Below are 16,959 nucleotides of genomic sequence, written 5' to 3'. Positions count from 1 at the left end.
TTAATGTTCTAATTTAATGATTTTTTTGCCTATTTCCTTGGTAGTATAACCATCAGGATTTTTGGCTTCAATCGTAATAGGTTTTTTGTCATCTTTAATTTCAAAGAATCTCACACCTGTTACTTCACCATCTTTGTTAATGTTATTGCGCATATCCTCGCCGTACTTTTTGTACAAGTCTGAGTCTTCAGCTAAACCGGTCTCTAAACGTTTTTGAACGTTTTTCGTGTCATTATAGACGTCAAATGCTTCAATAAAAGCCGTACTAGCCGTAATTTTTTCGCTAGATTTATTTTTGACCTTATAGACAATGGCTAAATTAGGATTTTTACTATCTGCATATTTATCTGGTTTAACAACCTTTGTTTCCTTAATTTCAATATCAAATTTATTTGATGTAAATTTATTATCTTTGAATTTAGCTGTAGGTTTGTTTTTGGCTTTTTCTAAACAAGAATCAACTGATTCTGATTTGTCAGTAGCCGACTTGCTTTCAGATGATTTTTTCTCAGAACTATTTGATTCTGAATGCGATTTTGATCCACATGCTGTAAGTACTAATGATGAAATGAGCAATAAACTAAATAATCTCTTCATATATCCTCCCCAACTTATATAGAATGATGTAAGACTGAAAACAATAAATCGTATTAAAGTAGTATTATTTATGTGTTTTCGAAAATAGTATACCATTGATGTTTTTAAAAGGTAACACTTTTATTAAATTTCGTATACAAAGAAAATCTTAATTTATATAAATGACTATTCAATTTAACTCTAGTATCATTTATATATCTAAAATAATTTTTAATAATTTAAGAAAGGCCTTGCCCATCATTTGAACAAATGTTAATTAAATTTAGACAACATAAATTGTATTTAGTCAGTCCATTTTGACATTGTTATTCATTGAAAACTGTAGTACAATACAAAACGTAATAATTACGATTAAGAAATATTAAGGAGAAGAATATGAAAAACAGTTATGAACAGTGGTGGCATAAAGGACAAGAAGATGATGACACGATGGCACGTGATCATCATGATGCTTGGGATAGAACAATTGATGTCATCGCTAAAGAAGATATTATTGGAAAAACGATTTTAGATTTTGGGTGTAATCAAGGTGGCTTTTTACGACAACTATATCAAAAGGTTCCATTCAAGCAAGGTGTAGGCATTGACTTAGCTCGAAAATCTTTGCAGAAAGCAGAATTGCTAAAAGGAGACTTACCATTATCGTATGTCTTAACCGATATGCCAAGTGATACTGGCCTACAGTTTGATACAGCGATTAGTACGTCTGTATTGTATCTTATCGATGATATTCCCCAACACGCAAAAGAGTTAAAACGCGTATTAAAGCCTCAAGGTGTTTACTATGCTACGTTTGCAGATTTAACCGATAATCCAAGTTGTGATTATATGGCACAAGTCATTAATACATATGGCGTAACGCCTTCACAAAATCATTCGCTCAAACACATTGTGGACAGTTTTGTTCAGGAAGGCTTTCAAGTTAGCGTAAAGAGGGAAATGGTGCCAGACGAAATAGATTTAACCCATTATAGTGATTTTTATTTATCGCCGAGTGACTATTTGCGTACACTTTTCCAAGAATCTTACGTGATTAAAGCAACAGTGAAAGAAGGATAGTCATTATGATGAAACGACAATTATGTGCTTTAGTAACTGGGGCATTAATATTAACATCTGGTTGTTCGCAATCACAGCACAATCATAAACAAGTCACGTTGTCATTGCCAACTGAAGCAAAAGCTGCGAAGCTGGATGCACAAGGCTATGATGCTGCAATGCCAGTTTATAGTGCTGTGTATGATGCCCTTGTGCAGTATGATAAAAAGAAAACATTTAAACCTGGATTAGCACAAAAATGGGAGGTTAAAGATGGGGGTAAAACTTATCGTTTCCATTTGAAAAAAGGCGTTAAATTCTCTGATGGTAGTGACTTTGATGCACAAGCGGTAAAATTCTCAATTGAACGTGCCAAAGCAATGAATAAAGAGACGACAGTTGAAACACTCCAACAATTAAAAAGTGTCGTCGTTAAAAATAAACATACAGTTGAAATCAACCTCAAGACACCATCTAACCAAGTGTTGAATGAATTGACACAAGTAAGGCCATTACGAATTATGAGTCCACACGCGGTAAAAGACGGCAAGGTAACAGGTCAATTTAAAGAAGCGATTGGTACGGGTGCGTTTAAAATAGGAGACGCTGGCAAAGAAAAAACAACGTTAAAACCTAATCCTTATTTTAAAGGCAATAAACCACTAAATTATGATTTAGTCTTCCAAACAATTGAAGATGGTGATGCTCGTCAATCTGCTATTCAAAGTGGGGCAGTTGATATTACTGGCGGTGCCTTGGGTATGTTGACTGATGCACAAATTAAACAAGCAAAATCTACCCAAAAGTTATCGGTATCAGAAAATCCTAGTACAGTCAGCCATTTTATGGCTTTTAATCCAGAAAATAAACAATTGCAACATAAAGATTTAAGACAAGCTATTAGTGAAAGTATTCAGACAAAAGCGCTATCATCTCAACCATTAAAAGGCCTATTTCAACGAGATGTACAATATGTAACGGCGCAAAATCAACAGCAACATCGTTTTGATAAAAAAGCGGCACAACACGCATTTGAACAGGCAGGCTATCATCGCAACAAGCAAGGCATGTATGAAAAAGATGGTCAAGTATTAACATTTAATCTAGTGATTCAAACTGCAGAATTTCCGAATTGGAAAGATAAAGCTGAACAAGTTCAAGCCAATCTTAAAGCGGTTGGAGTTAAAGTAAATATTAAGCACTTAGATGCCCAATCGTATTACGATACTTTATGGACAAAGAAAGATTATGATTTGATTTTCTATCGCACGTATTCGGATGCATTAATGCCATATAACTTCATGAACTCAGTGTTTAAAAATAATGGCGATAAACCAGGCGTTTTAGCTAATGATAAAGTCTTAACGCAACAGTTAGAAGCATTTCCTAAAGAAATAGATAAGCAATCACAAAAAAAGGCTTTTAATCATATCTTTAAGCACTTTAATCAACAATATTATGGTGTGCCTATCGCGTATCCAAACGAAACATTCGTAACAAGTGACAAAATAAAGTCCTTTAAATTTTCAGGTCTAACGGATGCACCTGTAGACTATAAAAAGCTGGAAGTTAATCAATAATGTGGCAGCGTACATATAAATTATTTGGTTATCTTATTGTAAGTTCGCTTATCATTTTTATTTTAGTAGAACAAACGGCAGGTAACCCAGCCATTTTATATTTACAACGCCATGGCTATACTCAAATGACACAACAACAAATTGATATGGCACAACATCATTTGGGGTTAGGACGCCATATTTTGTTGCGCTATTTGGATTGGTTAGGTCATGCATTAATTGGGGACTTGGGGTATAGCTTTAGTACGCAAGAACCTGTTATGAATCTCATTGCTAATGCACTTAAACCTACATGGATATTAATGAGTTGGGCTACAGTACTCATGTTACCTTTAGGGGTAGGATTAGGCTACTGCGTTGGTATGCTGCCACATGCTCGTATAGCACAAAGCTTACGCTATATTTCCCAGGTGATAACATCGATGCCAGAATATTGGATAGCCATTGTCGCTATTTATTATATGGGTGTCAAATGGCAGTTACTTCCTTTTGTAGGTAGTGCATCTTGGCAAAATTACCTATTGCCTGTTGGCATCATGATTATAGTAGAAGGAAGTCATCTCTTATTGATGACAGCGCATCTTATTGCGCAGACTAGACAGGATGATACCTACCAATTAATAAAGTTACGACAAGCAACTTGGAAGGCACGTATTTATTGCCAATTTAAAGTTATCTTCGCGCCATTGATGACGATTGTCGTCAATAGTATTATTCATTTGTTTAGTAGAGCTGTAATCTTAGAAGTGATCTTTAGTATGTCGGGATTAGGAAAACTGCTAATTACAGCAATTAATCAACGAGATTATCCACTTATTCAAGGCATTATTATGTTGATTATTGTCGTCATTATGTTGCTTAATTATTTGGGAGATATATTGATATTAAAAAGTGATCCTCGAATTCAGCGATTGCGTGCTAATAAATCAAAAGTGAGAGGTGCACGATGAAATATTCACATGTTAATTGGCAATGGAGGATCATAGGTGTCAGTCTCATAGGAGCACTGTATATTGCTGTTTTTGGGTGGAATAGTAAACCTAGTGAACACTTAGCGCCGCCTTCTTTGCAACATTTATTGGGAACCGATCAGTTAGGCAGAGATATGTTTACACGTATGATTATAGGAAGTGGTGTTACTTTAGGTTTAACCGTCGTCGTAGTGGTTTTAAGTGTCAGTATAGGTTTGATTTTTGGCATGATGGCAGGCCTAATGGGACGTTGGTTCGACAAACTATGTATGTTCGTAGCTGACTTATTATTAGCAATACCCTCATTCATTATTGCGCTCGTTATTTTAGGGCTAGTTAGTGATTCAATGATTGGGTTATTATGTGCATTAGTTATAGGCTGGCTAGGGCGCTATTTACGTTATTTTCGTAATCTTACACGTGATATTCAAAAAGAACCATTTATTCAATACGCAGTTTTAAGTGGTAATTCTAACGTTCAAACGCTGTATGCGCATATGTTACCACATTTATTAAGTAAAATTATGGCGTTAGTAACGGCAGATTTTGGAAAAATAATGCTGAGTATTTCAGGATTAGCTTTTTTAGGTTTAGGTGTTAAACCGCCTATTCCCGAACTTGGCACTATTTTATTTGACGGTAAAAGTTATTTAACGATTGCACCATGGTTATTCTTCTTCCCTGGTATTTTGTTAGGAGGTTATGCCTTATTATTTCAAATCATCAACAACAAAATCATCAAGTAGATCGAATAATACAAGTTAAGTCATTGAGTATCTATCATAAAGATAAAACCTTGATTTCATCGTTATCGCTTGAGGTAGAACGGTACAGTTTTCATTGTATTGTTGGTGAAAGTGGTAGTGGTAAATCGCTATTGGTTCGCAGTATTTTACACATGACTGATGATCAGTTGACATATCAAGGTAATGTGGACATTGATTTACTACATGCCGATGCCATGTTTCAAGATGCTAATAGTAATTTGTTTCAAAATATTACAATCAAGCAGCATATTGCAATGTTATATGATGCAAAAAAATCAACACTATCACGAGCAGAACAATATCAAGAGGTAAAAACAATGATGACACGTTTAGGTTTAGAACAACCTGAACAACTTTTACAATACTATCCGTTCGAACTAAGTGGCGGTATGGCTCAACGCGTGGCATTTATACTGTCATTAATTCGTAATCCACAATGTTTGATTTTAGATGAGCCGACAAGTGCCTTGGATGTGCAAAATCGTACTAAGTTTATGCAGCAGTTAATGCATATTATTTCAGAAAGAAAGATGACGGTTATTTTTGTGACACATGACTTGAGCTTAGTAAAAGATTACGCTACGCATGTCAGTATTATGCAACATGGTCAAATTATTGAAAGTGGGCAGGCGCAACAGGTGATGCATCATCCTGAGCGACACTATACACAAACACTGATTCGTACAGCAGAGCGGAGGGAAGCTTATGCTACAGGTTGATCATATTAATAAAACGATACAAGGGCGCATAATATTGGAAGATATTTCTTTTGATTTAGCACAAGGGAATCTTATTATCAGTGGACCAAGCGGATGTGGGAAATCGACATTAGCACATATAATTGCAGGATTAGATAAACAATATACCGGTTCTTTAAGATTAGATGGAAGGTTAATGCATGATTACAAAACGAAACAATGGATGCGTGATATTCAATATGTGCCACAATATCAGCGTACAAGTATGGATCCACGACAAACCGTTGAAGCGGTATTAACCGAGCCGTTAAAACGGTTTGGTATACCAAAGACGTTACATGCTTCACGTGTTGATAACGTTTTATCGCAATGTCAATTATCTTCACAATTGCTACAACAGCGTGTATCCACATTGAGTGGTGGTCAATTTCAGCGCGTATGGATTGCCAAAGCGTTAATCATTCAACCTAAACTATTGATTTTAGATGAAGCGACAACGAATTTAGATGTTGTTAATGAAGACTTAATTTTACAAATGTTGCAATCACTTACGGATATACAATTGCTGATTATTTCTCATGACCCTTATGTGATTCAACAATTTGAAGCACAGCATCTCTCTTTAACATAATAAATAAAGTTATTCACTGTTTCACGTGAAAAAGGGGGCGGGACTATGAATTCATAGTCCCGCCCCGGCAAGGTTGACTGGATTGAAAAAGCTTGGGATAAGGCTTATTTTCAATCCAGTCAACTACTACCAATATATATCGTTTATAGCCTAAAACATAATTATGGCTCAAACTGTTTTATATTTAGCTTATTTATTTTGTGAGGCGAAAGCTTCTGCAATGTTCGCAAGTTTTTCAGGCGCATCCTCAGCTGCCATTGTAACTTCGACATAATGCATGACATCACTTTCTGCATTTATCTCATCAAATGTTCGTTTTAAATCATTTGAAGTGTGTACATCATGTATGGCTACATTATCGCCACCAAACACTGCTGGTAAGGCTTTGTAGTCCCACATATGGATATCATTATAAGGTGCTTTCATGCCATGAATAAGACGTTCTACAGTATAACCATCATTGTTGATTACAAAAATGATTGGTTTTAACTGGTTACGAATCATCGTTGATAAACCTTGAACCGTTAATTGTAGAGAACCATCACCAATAAGTAAGATATTTCTACGCGTTGTATCAGCCATTTGACTACCTATTGTAGCGGGCAAAGTATAACCAATAGAACCCCAAAGCGGTTGGCCGATAAAGTCAACATTTTTATATAATGCTAAGTCGTAAGCACCAAAGAAAGATGTGCCTTGCTCTGCAAGTAAAACATCATCAGGCTGTAAGAAGTCTTGAATCATATTAAAGTATGTTTCTTGTGTAAGTGGCTCATCTGATAATGTGTAAGAATGTGCTTTAGGTCTTACATATGATGAATACGTACCTTTGTTATGGTAATCCATCTCTAATAGCCCATGTAACATATCAGGCAATGAGACCTCGTTATTTTGAGTATCTCCTAGTTTGAAATTGTGATGATTAATCATGACGACATCTTCAATGTCAAAGTCGTAAGAGAAACCGCCTGTTGCTGAATCCGTAAGTTTAGCACCTATATTTAATATCGCATCACTGTTATTTACATAGTCACGTACATTATCTTCAGCAAATTTACCGTCAAAAATACCAAGGTAATGAGGGTTTTCTTCATTAAAAGCGCCTTTACCTAAAGATAATTGAGCGACAGGAATGTTGGTCTGATTCACGAGTTGTTCAAGCGCATCATGAAGATGGAAACTATTGATTTCATGACCTGCAATAATGACAGGGTTTGAAGCGGATTGTAGTTTTTGTTGAATGAGTTTAATGTATTCTGAAACATCATGTTGTTTTGGATTTTGAAGTTTAAATGGTTCTGTAACTTCAATTTCTGTCATAGCTACATCAATTGGTAAATGGATGTGAACAGGTCGACGCTCTTGAAGGGAAACATTAATTAATCTTGGTATTTCAGTTGTCGCGTTCTCTGGTGTAATGTAACCTTGTGCAGTTGTAATATGTGAAAACATTTTTTGATAATCATCAAAAGTACCTTCACCTAATGAATGGTGGACATATTTTTTGGCTTGTTCTACGGCACGTGTTGGCGCACCTGTAATGGCAATGACAGGCACACGCTCCGCATAAGAACCGGCAATGCCATTAACAGCACTAAGTTCACCAACGCCAAAAGTAGTTACTAAAGCGCTTACACCTTTGAGGCGGGCATAACCATCTGCAGCATAACTCGCATTGAGTTCATTTGTATTGCCAACCCATTGCAAATGTTCATGAGCAACAATGTCATCTAAAAATGCCAGATTAAAGTCACCTGGAACACCAAATACTCTATCTGCACCAGCTTGATAAATTGCGTCCATTAAATATTGTCCTACACGTTGTTTCATAATTCATTCCACCTTTATCTCTTTTTTCTACACTTTGAATGATAATACTTTTTTATTGATAGGTCAACATAATTGACCTATCGAAAATATTTCGAACTTTAATGACGTGAGACCAAAAGTTTACTATAATGACGTTATTCTACTTTATAGAAAGTGACGTAAAAATGATGAACAAAAATGATTATGAACACATGTTATTTTATTTTGCCTACAAAACCTTCACATTAACTGCAAATGAAATTATCGAACAATATGGTATGAGTCGGCAACACCATAGATTTCTTTTCTTTATTAATAAATTGCCCGGTATTACCATAAAAGAATTATTGCAGACATTAGAAATTTCTAAGCAAGGTTCACATGCGACACTGAAAAAGTTAAAAGATAAACAATTAATTTTTGAACAACCTTCTAAACACGACCGGCGTGTGAAACAACTTTATACAACTGAAGAAGGTGAAGCCTTGATTGCAACTTTAAACAAAGCACAAGATGAGTTAATACAGCAGACAATAAAAAAAGTTGGTACGGATTGGTATGCGATTATGGAAGAATTGGCTTCCTATCGACAAGGATTTAAAAATGTAAAACACCTTAAAGATGAATAAAAAAGCACACAGCAGAAATGGTTTAGTATACGTATAATATACGGTTAACAAAATATTAAGTCAGACTTCGGGTTGTGTGCGCGTACTGTGCATGGTCACTAACAATAAAAATTGAACGCGCGCTTATTCTCAGAGAGGGTAAGCGCGCGTCATTTGTCAGTAGTTATTGATTATAAAACATATATTGAGGTGATGGTTAATAACCAATGCTACCATAAGTAATATCGACATGTGTAACTCTGTTGTTATGGTTTACGGTAAATAAGACACGTGGTGTCTCCAGAGATGGTCGATAATCATAGACTGCTTTTACTTTTTTACTAGGTTTCGGTGGACCGACCTTTTTTAAAGCTTTACCGTAAGCATTTTTGAGTTGTGCTGTTGTGAGTTTACCTGTTACATCAAATGAGACGGTTGAAGCACTTTTACCTGATTTAGTAACTCCAGAAAAGGTTTGATCATAAAGCTTTACAGTTTTAGTTCCTTTTGTTGGTACAATTTTTTTGCCGTTAAAGGTAATATTTTTATATTTTATACCATTTTTGAACTCATGAGTTAACAAGAAACTAGGGTTATAACCTGCATATCCATGATAAGTATAATATGGAGTTATTGCTGCATGGGATACATGTTGAGCATTCGTACTAATCGCATTTACGCCGAGGACAGAACCGAAAACAAGGGTACTAGATAATACTAACTTTGTCATTTTATTCATGTTCGTTCACTCCTTAAATTTGATATAGCAATTATTACACCTTCATATTACAAAATAGTTACAAAAATTGCAAACGATTACAAAAATTGTAAAATGACATAGTTGTATTTGGTTTAAATAATTTTTCTTAAATTAACCTTAAATATACAATTAATTATTAATTTAATACATATTATATGTTATGGTCGTACTGTATCACTTTTTATTTAGACGTGGCAAATGATGATATGAGAATTGGCTTAAAGTGTTACTTATTATTCAATGGAGGAGATGACAGAGTGAGCGTTTTAACAGTAGATAACATATCGAAGAAAATAAATTCGAAAACGATTCTCCAAGATGTTTCTTTTAACTTGGAAAAGGGTGAAATTGTAGGCCTTGTTGGTGCGAATGGCGCAGGTAAAACGTCGTTAATGAAAGTCATACTTGGATATTCAAATTACCAAAAAGGGCACTATAAAGTCGTTGATAGTGGCAGTAAAAGAAGCAGTATAGGTGCTTTAATTGAAAGCCCTGGAGTCTACCCATTTATGTCTGGATACGATAATTTAAAATTGTTAAATGAATCGAAGGATAATTCAGATATTGATGATATTGTCACTAAACTGAAAATGAAAGATTATATACATAATAAGGCCAAAACATATTCACTAGGTATGAAACAAAAGCTCGGCATCGCAATTGCTTTTTTAAATGACCCAAAGCTGATTATATTGGATGAACCTATGAATGGTTTAGATCCTAGAGCAGTTAGAGATGTGCGTAATCTTATTTTAGATAAAGCACAGCAAGGTATTACGTTCTTAATTTCCAGTCATATGCTAAGCGAATTAGTAAAGATAACAGATGCTATTTTAATTATTGATGAAGGTAAAATCGTTAAAGAAACAACGCGGGAAGAAATTGAGCAACATGATGCTGAAAATTTTGAAACGGTGCTCTTAGACATTATTGATAAGGAGGGCGACGCATAATATGGGTTCTTTAATTAAACAAGAATGTTTCAAATTAAGTAAAAAGAAATCGACGTGGATTTGGCCAATCGTTATTATTGCAATAATGTTTACATTACTTTTCATTTCCCAAAATAGTGATATCATGTCTAGCGAAGGCCTTATTCAAGGTGGTTTTTCAGGATTTTATTGGGTGGTCATTTTAATGATTGTACAAGCAAGTACGATTATTTCAATGGAATTTCATTATGAAACAATTAAAAATGTATTGTACCGTAATTATTCACGTACGAGCATTGTTATTAGTAAGGTTATTACATTAGTAATATATTCACTTATCTGCTTTATTGGGGTCATTGCTGTGACGTTACTCCTATATGCTATTAGCTTTAATGATATTGATTTATTGGCTCCACACGGTAGTCAGCCACCACTGTTAAATGAAATGTTACTTTTAGCAGTAGCTGATTTTGTAACCATGTGGCTTGTGCTAAGTTTGACTTTACTGATTTCATGTGCGATGAAAGGTCCGACACTTTCGATTACTATAGGCATCTTTTTTTATTTTGTAATGTCATTTGTCGCAGCATTATTAACATATTTTAATGGCAAATGGGAATGGTTTAAATGGAATCCGCTAAATATGATTATGTTACCTCAACAAATTGTAGATAATGATTTTAAGGAAATGAGTCACTTAGAATTACATGAATTGTTTATTGGTAATATTGTTTATATCGTTATTTTCTTAGTATTATTAGTTTTTGTTTTTAAAAAGAAAAATGTGTAACTTCGATATATAGATAAAAGTCAAAGCTATCGTTTGTGAGAAGTGTGTCACAAGCGATAGCTTTATTTAGTGTTAAAATTTTTATTAATTATTAAAAACAAGTCCATCTATTATTGGGATATACGCATATACCAAACTAAACATACTATTGAGATGTTATCTCAGTTTATAAAATGTTTATGACTGAATTACTCTTGAATACTAAACTCTGCTGACGCTTCGAATTTCACTTCTTTACCTAACATAACGCCACCAGTTTCTAAAGCTTGGTTAAAGCTAACGCCATATTTTTCTCTATCAATTTTACCAGAAACCACAAAGCCAGTAACTTGTTCACCGTTCATAGGATTTTTACTTACGCCATTAAATTCTAAATCGAATGTTTCTTCGTGTGTTTCGCCTTTAATTGTTAAATCACCGACAACTTTATCGTCTTTCACTTCTTTAGTTACAAAAGTGATTTTGTCATATTCATCCGTTGCGAAGAAATCACCTGATCTTAAGTGGTTATCTCTATCTTCATTTTTTGTATCTATAGATTTAGGGTCAATTGTAGCAGTTGCTTTTAATGAGCTAAGATTATTAATGTCACCTTCAACGGTTACATCGATGTCATTAAATGTTCCTTTTACTTTTGATACCATTAAATGTTTGATTTGAAATTCAATACTGCTGTGTACTTTATCGAAATTAAATTGAGTCATAAATAAATACCTCCTAATTTTATTTTAATATATTTTGTATATTTGATATAAATAATGTATCACATGTTCTAAACTTTGTACACTAAAATGTATCGAAATGCGATTAATTTAAAAACATTGTCACTATTGACTTAACCCATTTATGTAAACTTAAACATAAAAACTACAAATCAAAATGTGTTGTATGGCGTAGTTTATCGTAGTATGTATAGTTTCTATTAAACTGTTAATTTCAATATGGATTATTTTGCTATCTAATTAAGTAACTGATTTATTGTGATGGTAGCAGTTATATTTGTAGTAGGTCTGAATAGTAAATAATAATAAGGTGTAAAATGTTACAGTTTTCACAATACTTCGTATTGAATGGCTTCGCTTTCCTAGGGTGCCGTCTCAGTCACCCCAACTTGCTTTGTCCGATGGCTTTCTTTTTGAAAACCTATCTGTTGGGGCCCACCCCAACTTGCTTTGCTTGGCGAAATGCTTCTTTGTTGGGACCCCTGTATTCGACTGGCACTGCTCCCTCAGGAGTCTCGCCATAAATACTACGTATTAACATGTAATTTTACCTTTAAATGCTTTAAAAATAAGGCAGTTTCTATAATTATTTCAATGGGAATTGCCTTTTTAATTTGTCCAAGAACTTTATGTCCTAGATGTACTTTAATATAGTGTGTTTAATCTCATTGTATATATGAAAAATTTATATACTTACTAAATTGCATCGTATATTTGAATTGTAGCAATCATTTGTTTTAATGAACAAGATAAAATTTAGAATTAATAAAGGGTATGTTAACCGGCTAGAATAAGGGTATATGATAAAATATGAAAACAACATATAAAATAAACCTGGTTGAGGAAGGAAGACAAACGTTATGGCACGCGGGTACAATAAACGACCGAAACGGAAATTAAAGTTTAAAACGCCACATACATATGCATTATTAATGATCATTATTACCATTGCTTGGATTATGACATTTATCATACCTTCAGGAGAGTATGAACGTCACAAAAAAGGTGGGCAGACGTTAGTTGTAGATGGTACATATCATCATGTACCGCATGCGGCAACGTCATTTCTAGATATATTTAGAGCTATACCAGAGGGCTTAGTAAGCGGGGCAGAAATTGTATTTTATATTTTTCTCGTAGGTGGCGCATTTGGGATTGTACATAAAACGGGTTCGTTTGAAAATGGTGTGAACAAAGCGATGCGTGCATTAGGGAATGCAAAAATATTGATGATTCCTTTAACGATGACAATCTTTTCAATTTTAGGGTTTTCAATTGGCTTAGCAGAAGAAACCATTATTTTTGTTCCTTTAGGTATTTTAATCGCTAGAACTTTGGGGTATGATGCTATGACAGGTGCTGCAATGGTCATCTTGGGTGCTGCTAGTGGTTTTATTGGTGGCATGCTTAATCCTTTTACGGTCGGTGTGGCACAAACAGTCGCTGAATTACCAATGTTCTCTGGTTGGGGCTTACGTTCGATTATTTACATTTTTATCTTAATTGCAGCCATTACAACAGTGATGTTATATGCACGTAAAGTTAAACAAGATCATACGAAAAGTCTTGTTTATGAGTTAGAACAGCAAGAGGGGACAATGAAAGAAGATATTCAATACCAGCATTTTACGCCGAGACAAGTGATAAGTTTGGCACTTATGCTTGGAGCAATTATTTTGAATGTTGTCGGAATTTTTAAGTTTGAATGGACGTTTGGTGAAATGAGTGCTAACTTTTTACTCGCAGGTATATTAGCTGGTCTTATTTCTGGCTTAGGACTAAATGGGACATTTGATGCTTTAATTGAAGGCATGCAAAGTATTCTGTTTGGCGCGTTGGTTGTGGGCTTTGCTAAAGGTATCGTCGTTATTTTAGAAAATGGCAAGATTATCGATACGATTGTTCACGGCATGACATCACTATTAGCTGATGTACCCGCGTCGTTCGTTATTATTGCTATGTTTATATTACAATTTATGCTTAATTTCTTTATACCATCAGGTTCAGGTCAGGCATTAACAACGATGCCACTGATGGTCCCTATCTCTGACTTATTACACATCAACCGCCAATTGACGGTATTAGCTTTCCAATATGGTGATGCGATTAGCAATGTGCTTTTTCCAACATCTGCTATTTTGATGGGGGCATTAGCAGTAGGGCGTATCTCTTATGGACAATGGATTAAATTTGCTTGGAAGTTGATTGTGATTTGGGTGTTAATATGTGCCATAGCAATGTCTATCGCTTTATTTGTAGGATATTAAATAGATTGTAGCGTTTACAAAATATGTAAAGGTAGTGAATACATGGAATTTAACCATGCAATACATCAAGATAATACACATGCTAAAGTAACAATTATTGATAATGAAATATTAAAATATACGTCAAATATCATTTTCCCATTTATAGTTGGCGTTATTTTGTTTATATGTGGTTTAGTCGTGTTTATTGTCATTTTTGGGTTTCTTTCAGCGATAATAACTGGGCAATATAGCTTTGTGGCTAGTGGGGGTATTGCGCTTGTTGTTTCATATAGTTTATTTAAAGGTTTACACAATAAAATCTTTGAAAAAGAAGTTACATTGTACCAATATGGACATGAACGTTACGAATTCATTATTGGTAACCAACAATATACAGGGTATTACAAACATGTTGATAAAGTAAGATTACGACGATACTTTGGGGATACAACGTTATTTGCGCCAGATATTTCGTTAACACTCGTAACATTAAATGGCACGTTTAAGTTTGCGACTACACGAATAGGAGCACAAGAAGCTATAGGAAAAATGGAGGCTCATTTTAAACGTCTATCTCAATGAATAGAGTTCGCTGTAAAAATAGTGAAAGTCGATAATAGTGATGAGTGAAGTAAATTGAATCATATGGAGTCAGAGCTTATAATATACATAAGTTTTAAAAAAGGTGGATAATTACATGAATATTAAAAAATATTTAATTTTTATTATAGGTGCGCTAGGTGGTTTACTTTATGGTTACGATAATGGGATTATTTCAGGTGCTTTAACCTATATCCCTAAAGATATTCCGTTAACAAGCTTTCAAAGTGGTTTAGTTGTGTCATCTATGCTGTTTGGTGCCGTTATTGGTGCAGGTAGTAGCGGGCCGCTATCAGATAAGATTGGACGACGTCGTTTAGTACTATTTATTGCGATTATCTTCGCATTAGGTGCATTTATTTTAGCAATTGCGCCTAATGTTACGATATTAGTTCTTGGACGAATTGTCATAGGCCTAGCTGTAGGGGGTTCAATGGCAACAGTGCCAGTGTATTTATCTGAATTAGCACCAACAGAACTACGTGGTTCATTGGGTTCATTGAACCAACTGATGATTACAATCGGCATTTTGGCAGCTTATTTAGTAAGCTATGGCTTTGCAGATATGGGCGCATGGCGCTGGATGCTTGGACTTGCAGTGGTACCATCTATTATTTTATTAATAGGTATTGCTTTTATGCCGGAAAGCCCAAGATGGCTATTAGAAAATAAAACAGAAAAAGCAGCGCGTCACGTAATGCAAATTACATATAGTGATGAAGAAATCGACCGTGAGATTAAAGAAATGAAAGAACTTGCTGAAAAGACGGAGAGTAGTTGGTCGGTATTAAAATCTAAATGGTTAAGACCGACGTTAATCATCGGTTGTACGTTTGCTATCTTACAACAGTTTATTGGTATTAATGCTGTTATCTTCTATGCATCACCTATTTTAACAAAAGCTGGCTTTGGAGAATCAGCGTCAATCTTAGGTTCTGTAGGCATTGGTGTAGTAAATGTGCTTGTAACAGTTCTGGCATTATTTATTGTCGATAAAATAGATCGTAAAAAATTATTGGTTGTCGGTAATATCGGTATGGTGGCTTCTTTAGTAATTATGGCAATCTTGATTTGGACGTTAGGCATTCAATCATCTGCATGGATTATTATTGTTTGCTTATCACTCTTTATTGTATTCTTCGGTGCGTCTTGGGGACCAGTGTTATGGGTAATGTTACCAGAATTATTCCCAACGCGTGCACGTGGTGCTGCAACAGGGATTGCAACCTTAGTATTGAATATTGGTACGCTTATCGTGGCACAATTGTTCCCAATGATTAATGCAGCATTAGATGTTGAATGGGTATTCTTAATCTTTGCGGCAATTGGCGTTGTAGCCTTAATCTTTGTTATTAAGTTCTTGCCAGAAACAAGAGGCCGTAGCTTAGAAGAAATAGAAATTGAGCTTAGACAGCGTGCTGGTGTAAAAACAGAACAGTAACAATTAAATCATGTAATAATGGTCAATCATTGTAGCGATGTTAAAAACATTCTTAGGAAAGGTGATATTATTTTTAATAAAGAACAACATCCCAAATTATTAACTGTACTGCATATCATTATGATTGTCTTTGTCGGGTTAGCTGTCTTAACATTATTAATCAGTATCATTGCCCATTTTATTGTAGGTGGTCGTCCATTTTATCATTTTGCATATGTATTGTTTATCATTGGCATGCTTGCTGAAGTTAGTATTAATATTATACAGCGTCAGACTCAAGCTGTGGTGTTAAGTATAATAATGATTGTGTTAGCAATCATTATTATTTTCGCTGATTAATTGAGTAACAAAGTGAAATTATATTTATAAAAGAAATAATAACATCATAAAAGGAGTGTTATTTTGAGTGAGCGACGTAGATCGATTATTAGTAGTTTATTATTGATATTAGCGGTTATCATCATCAGTGCTGTGGTTTTGTGTGATATCATCAATTTTATAGCTGGAATATCGGTAAACCATCATATCATTAATACTCAGTATAATATGTACTTTGTATTTGTTAGCATGTTATTATGGATTATATCTGAAGTGTTTGATAAGCAGTATGTTAAAGCTGTAATCATAGCGCTTGTTGTTGGTGTACTAACAATCATCGCGTTGATAATTTGAAAGATTGTCTCTTTTTATAAAAAGTCATCAATATAATTCAGGACAAATGTCTGATTTTAAAATATAGAGTTTGGGCCATAATTATATTTTAGGT

Annotated in this window: 18 protein-coding genes; 14 read left to right on the top strand and 4 right to left on the bottom strand. The window is 34.5% G+C overall.

The genetic code is table 11. The annotated features are described in order from the left end of the window. A complete protein-coding gene (locus CD041_RS10075) occupies positions 1-597 on the bottom strand; it encodes a DUF5067 domain-containing protein (protein ID WP_070648103.1) in 597 nt (198 codons plus the stop codon). Between the two features lie 375 nt (positions 598-972). Between CD041_RS10075 and CD041_RS10070 the strand changes: the two genes are divergently transcribed. From CD041_RS10070 to CD041_RS10045, 6 genes are read left to right on the top strand one after another with little or no spacing between them, the layout of a single operon-like run. Next, complete coding sequence (locus tag CD041_RS10070; protein ID WP_070648104.1) at positions 973-1,656, top strand: class I SAM-dependent methyltransferase; 684 nt, start codon at positions 973-975, stop codon at positions 1,654-1,656. 5 nt (positions 1,657-1,661) lie between these two features. After that, positions 1,662-3,215, top strand: coding sequence for an ABC transporter substrate-binding protein (locus CD041_RS10065; RefSeq protein WP_070648105.1), 1,554 nt, complete (start codon positions 1,662-1,664; stop codon positions 3,213-3,215). Continuing rightward, positions 3,215-4,165: an ABC transporter permease gene (locus tag CD041_RS10060; protein WP_002479061.1), complete on the top strand. Its 951-nt coding sequence runs from the start codon at positions 3,215-3,217 to the stop codon at positions 4,163-4,165. Before CD041_RS10065 ends, CD041_RS10060 begins: the two co-directional genes overlap by 1 nt. Beyond that, on the top strand, positions 4,162-4,932 hold the full coding sequence (locus CD041_RS10055; RefSeq protein WP_002479060.1) for an ABC transporter permease: 771 nt from the start codon (positions 4,162-4,164) through the stop codon (positions 4,930-4,932). Before CD041_RS10060 ends, CD041_RS10055 begins: the two co-directional genes overlap by 4 nt. 23 nt (positions 4,933-4,955) lie before the next feature. After that, a complete protein-coding gene (locus tag CD041_RS10050; protein ID WP_002479059.1) occupies positions 4,956-5,672 on the top strand; it encodes an ATP-binding cassette domain-containing protein in 717 nt (238 codons plus the stop codon). Further along, entirely contained in the window at positions 5,659-6,282 is a 624-nt protein-coding gene (locus CD041_RS10045) for an ABC transporter ATP-binding protein (RefSeq protein WP_002460781.1), read from the top strand. Before CD041_RS10050 ends, CD041_RS10045 begins: the two co-directional genes overlap by 14 nt. Before the next feature lie 189 nt (positions 6,283-6,471). On the opposite strand, the gene CD041_RS10040 is transcribed toward CD041_RS10045, so the two are convergent. Further along, positions 6,472-8,112, bottom strand: coding sequence for an alpha-keto acid decarboxylase family protein (locus CD041_RS10040; RefSeq protein ID WP_070648106.1), 1,641 nt, complete (start codon positions 8,110-8,112; stop codon positions 6,472-6,474). Positions 8,113-8,276: 164 nt separating this feature from the next. Between CD041_RS10040 and CD041_RS10035 the strand changes: the two genes are divergently transcribed. After that, a complete protein-coding gene (locus CD041_RS10035) occupies positions 8,277-8,720 on the top strand; it encodes a MarR family winged helix-turn-helix transcriptional regulator (protein ID WP_002492441.1) in 444 nt (147 codons plus the stop codon). Between the two features lie 196 nt (positions 8,721-8,916). Here CD041_RS10035 and isaB read toward each other — a convergent pair whose 3' ends face one another. Beyond that, entirely contained in the window at positions 8,917-9,438 is a 522-nt protein-coding gene (gene isaB / locus CD041_RS10030; RefSeq protein ID WP_002460777.1) for an immunodominant staphylococcal antigen IsaB family protein, read from the bottom strand. A 278-nt stretch (positions 9,439-9,716) separates the two neighbouring features. Here isaB and CD041_RS10025 point away from each other — a divergent pair, with 278 nt between their 5' ends. Further along, complete coding sequence (locus CD041_RS10025) at positions 9,717-10,412, top strand: ABC transporter ATP-binding protein (RefSeq protein WP_002479058.1); 696 nt, start codon at positions 9,717-9,719, stop codon at positions 10,410-10,412. 1 nt (position 10,413) lies between these two features. Continuing rightward, positions 10,414-11,181, top strand: a complete 768-nt coding sequence (locus CD041_RS10020) for a DUF2705 family protein (protein ID WP_002479057.1) — start codon at positions 10,414-10,416, stop codon at positions 11,179-11,181. 188 nt (positions 11,182-11,369) lie between these two features. Here CD041_RS10020 and CD041_RS10015 read toward each other — a convergent pair whose 3' ends face one another. Next, positions 11,370-11,885 (bottom strand): YceI family protein, encoded by a 516-nt coding sequence (locus CD041_RS10015; RefSeq protein WP_002479056.1) that lies wholly within the window; start codon positions 11,883-11,885, stop codon positions 11,370-11,372. An 878-nt stretch (positions 11,886-12,763) separates the two neighbouring features. On the opposite strand from CD041_RS10015, the gene CD041_RS10010 reads away from it, so the two are divergent. The 5 genes from CD041_RS10010 (at position 12,764) to CD041_RS09990 (ending at position 16,865) form a co-directional block, all read left to right on the top strand. Continuing rightward, complete coding sequence (locus CD041_RS10010) at positions 12,764-14,170, top strand: YfcC family protein (protein ID WP_070648108.1); 1,407 nt, start codon at positions 12,764-12,766, stop codon at positions 14,168-14,170. A 42-nt stretch (positions 14,171-14,212) separates the two neighbouring features. Continuing rightward, positions 14,213-14,734, top strand: coding sequence for a hypothetical protein (locus CD041_RS10005; protein WP_002460769.1), 522 nt, complete (start codon positions 14,213-14,215; stop codon positions 14,732-14,734). A gap of 115 nt (positions 14,735-14,849) precedes the next feature. After that, positions 14,850-16,193 carry a glucose transporter GlcP gene (gene glcP, locus CD041_RS10000; RefSeq protein WP_002460768.1) on the top strand — a complete coding sequence of 448 codons (1,344 nt, stop codon included), beginning with the start codon at positions 14,850-14,852 and terminating at the stop codon, positions 16,191-16,193. An 18-nt stretch (positions 16,194-16,211) separates the two neighbouring features. After that, positions 16,212-16,532, top strand: coding sequence for a hypothetical protein (locus tag CD041_RS09995; protein ID WP_002460766.1), 321 nt, complete (start codon positions 16,212-16,214; stop codon positions 16,530-16,532). Between the two features lie 63 nt (positions 16,533-16,595). Beyond that, on the top strand, positions 16,596-16,865 hold the full coding sequence (locus tag CD041_RS09990) for a hypothetical protein (protein ID WP_002479052.1): 270 nt from the start codon (positions 16,596-16,598) through the stop codon (positions 16,863-16,865). Positions 16,866-16,959 lie beyond the last annotated feature (94 nt).

Origin of the sequence: Staphylococcus lugdunensis, from assembly GCF_002901705.1 — a bacterium.
Classification (GTDB): domain Bacteria; phylum Bacillota; class Bacilli; order Staphylococcales; family Staphylococcaceae; genus Staphylococcus; species Staphylococcus lugdunensis.
Note: the sequence above shows the minus strand (reverse complement) of the source record. Positions and strands in the feature narration are given on the sequence as shown.

Bases quoted from the DNA above. Each gene is read 5' to 3' on its own strand.
- CD041_RS10075 (WP_070648103.1), bottom strand. From the start codon at position 597: ATGAAGAGATTATTTAGTTTATTGCTCATTTCATCATTAGTACTTACA.
- CD041_RS10070 (WP_070648104.1), top strand. From the start codon at position 973: ATGAAAAACAGTTATGAACAGTGGTGGCATAAAGGACAAGAAGATGAT.
- CD041_RS10065 (WP_070648105.1), top strand. From the start codon at position 1,662: ATGATGAAACGACAATTATGTGCTTTAGTAACTGGGGCATTAATATTA.
- CD041_RS10060 (WP_002479061.1), top strand. From the start codon at position 3,215: ATGTGGCAGCGTACATATAAATTATTTGGTTATCTTATTGTAAGTTCG.
- CD041_RS10055 (WP_002479060.1), top strand. From the start codon at position 4,162: ATGAAATATTCACATGTTAATTGGCAATGGAGGATCATAGGTGTCAGT.
- CD041_RS10045 (WP_002460781.1), top strand. From the start codon at position 5,659: ATGCTACAGGTTGATCATATTAATAAAACGATACAAGGGCGCATAATA.
- CD041_RS10040 (WP_070648106.1), bottom strand. From the start codon at position 8,112: ATGAAACAACGTGTAGGACAATATTTAATGGACGCAATTTATCAAGCT.
- CD041_RS10035 (WP_002492441.1), top strand. From the start codon at position 8,277: ATGATGAACAAAAATGATTATGAACACATGTTATTTTATTTTGCCTAC.
- isaB (WP_002460777.1), bottom strand. From the start codon at position 9,438: ATGAATAAAATGACAAAGTTAGTATTATCTAGTACCCTTGTTTTCGGT.
- CD041_RS10020 (WP_002479057.1), top strand. From the start codon at position 10,414: ATGGGTTCTTTAATTAAACAAGAATGTTTCAAATTAAGTAAAAAGAAA.
- CD041_RS10015 (WP_002479056.1), bottom strand. From the start codon at position 11,885: ATGACTCAATTTAATTTCGATAAAGTACACAGCAGTATTGAATTTCAA.
- CD041_RS10010 (WP_070648108.1), top strand. From the start codon at position 12,764: ATGGCACGCGGGTACAATAAACGACCGAAACGGAAATTAAAGTTTAAA.
- CD041_RS10005 (WP_002460769.1), top strand. From the start codon at position 14,213: ATGGAATTTAACCATGCAATACATCAAGATAATACACATGCTAAAGTA.
- glcP (WP_002460768.1), top strand. From the start codon at position 14,850: ATGAATATTAAAAAATATTTAATTTTTATTATAGGTGCGCTAGGTGGT.
- CD041_RS09995 (WP_002460766.1), top strand. From the start codon at position 16,212: ATGGTCAATCATTGTAGCGATGTTAAAAACATTCTTAGGAAAGGTGAT.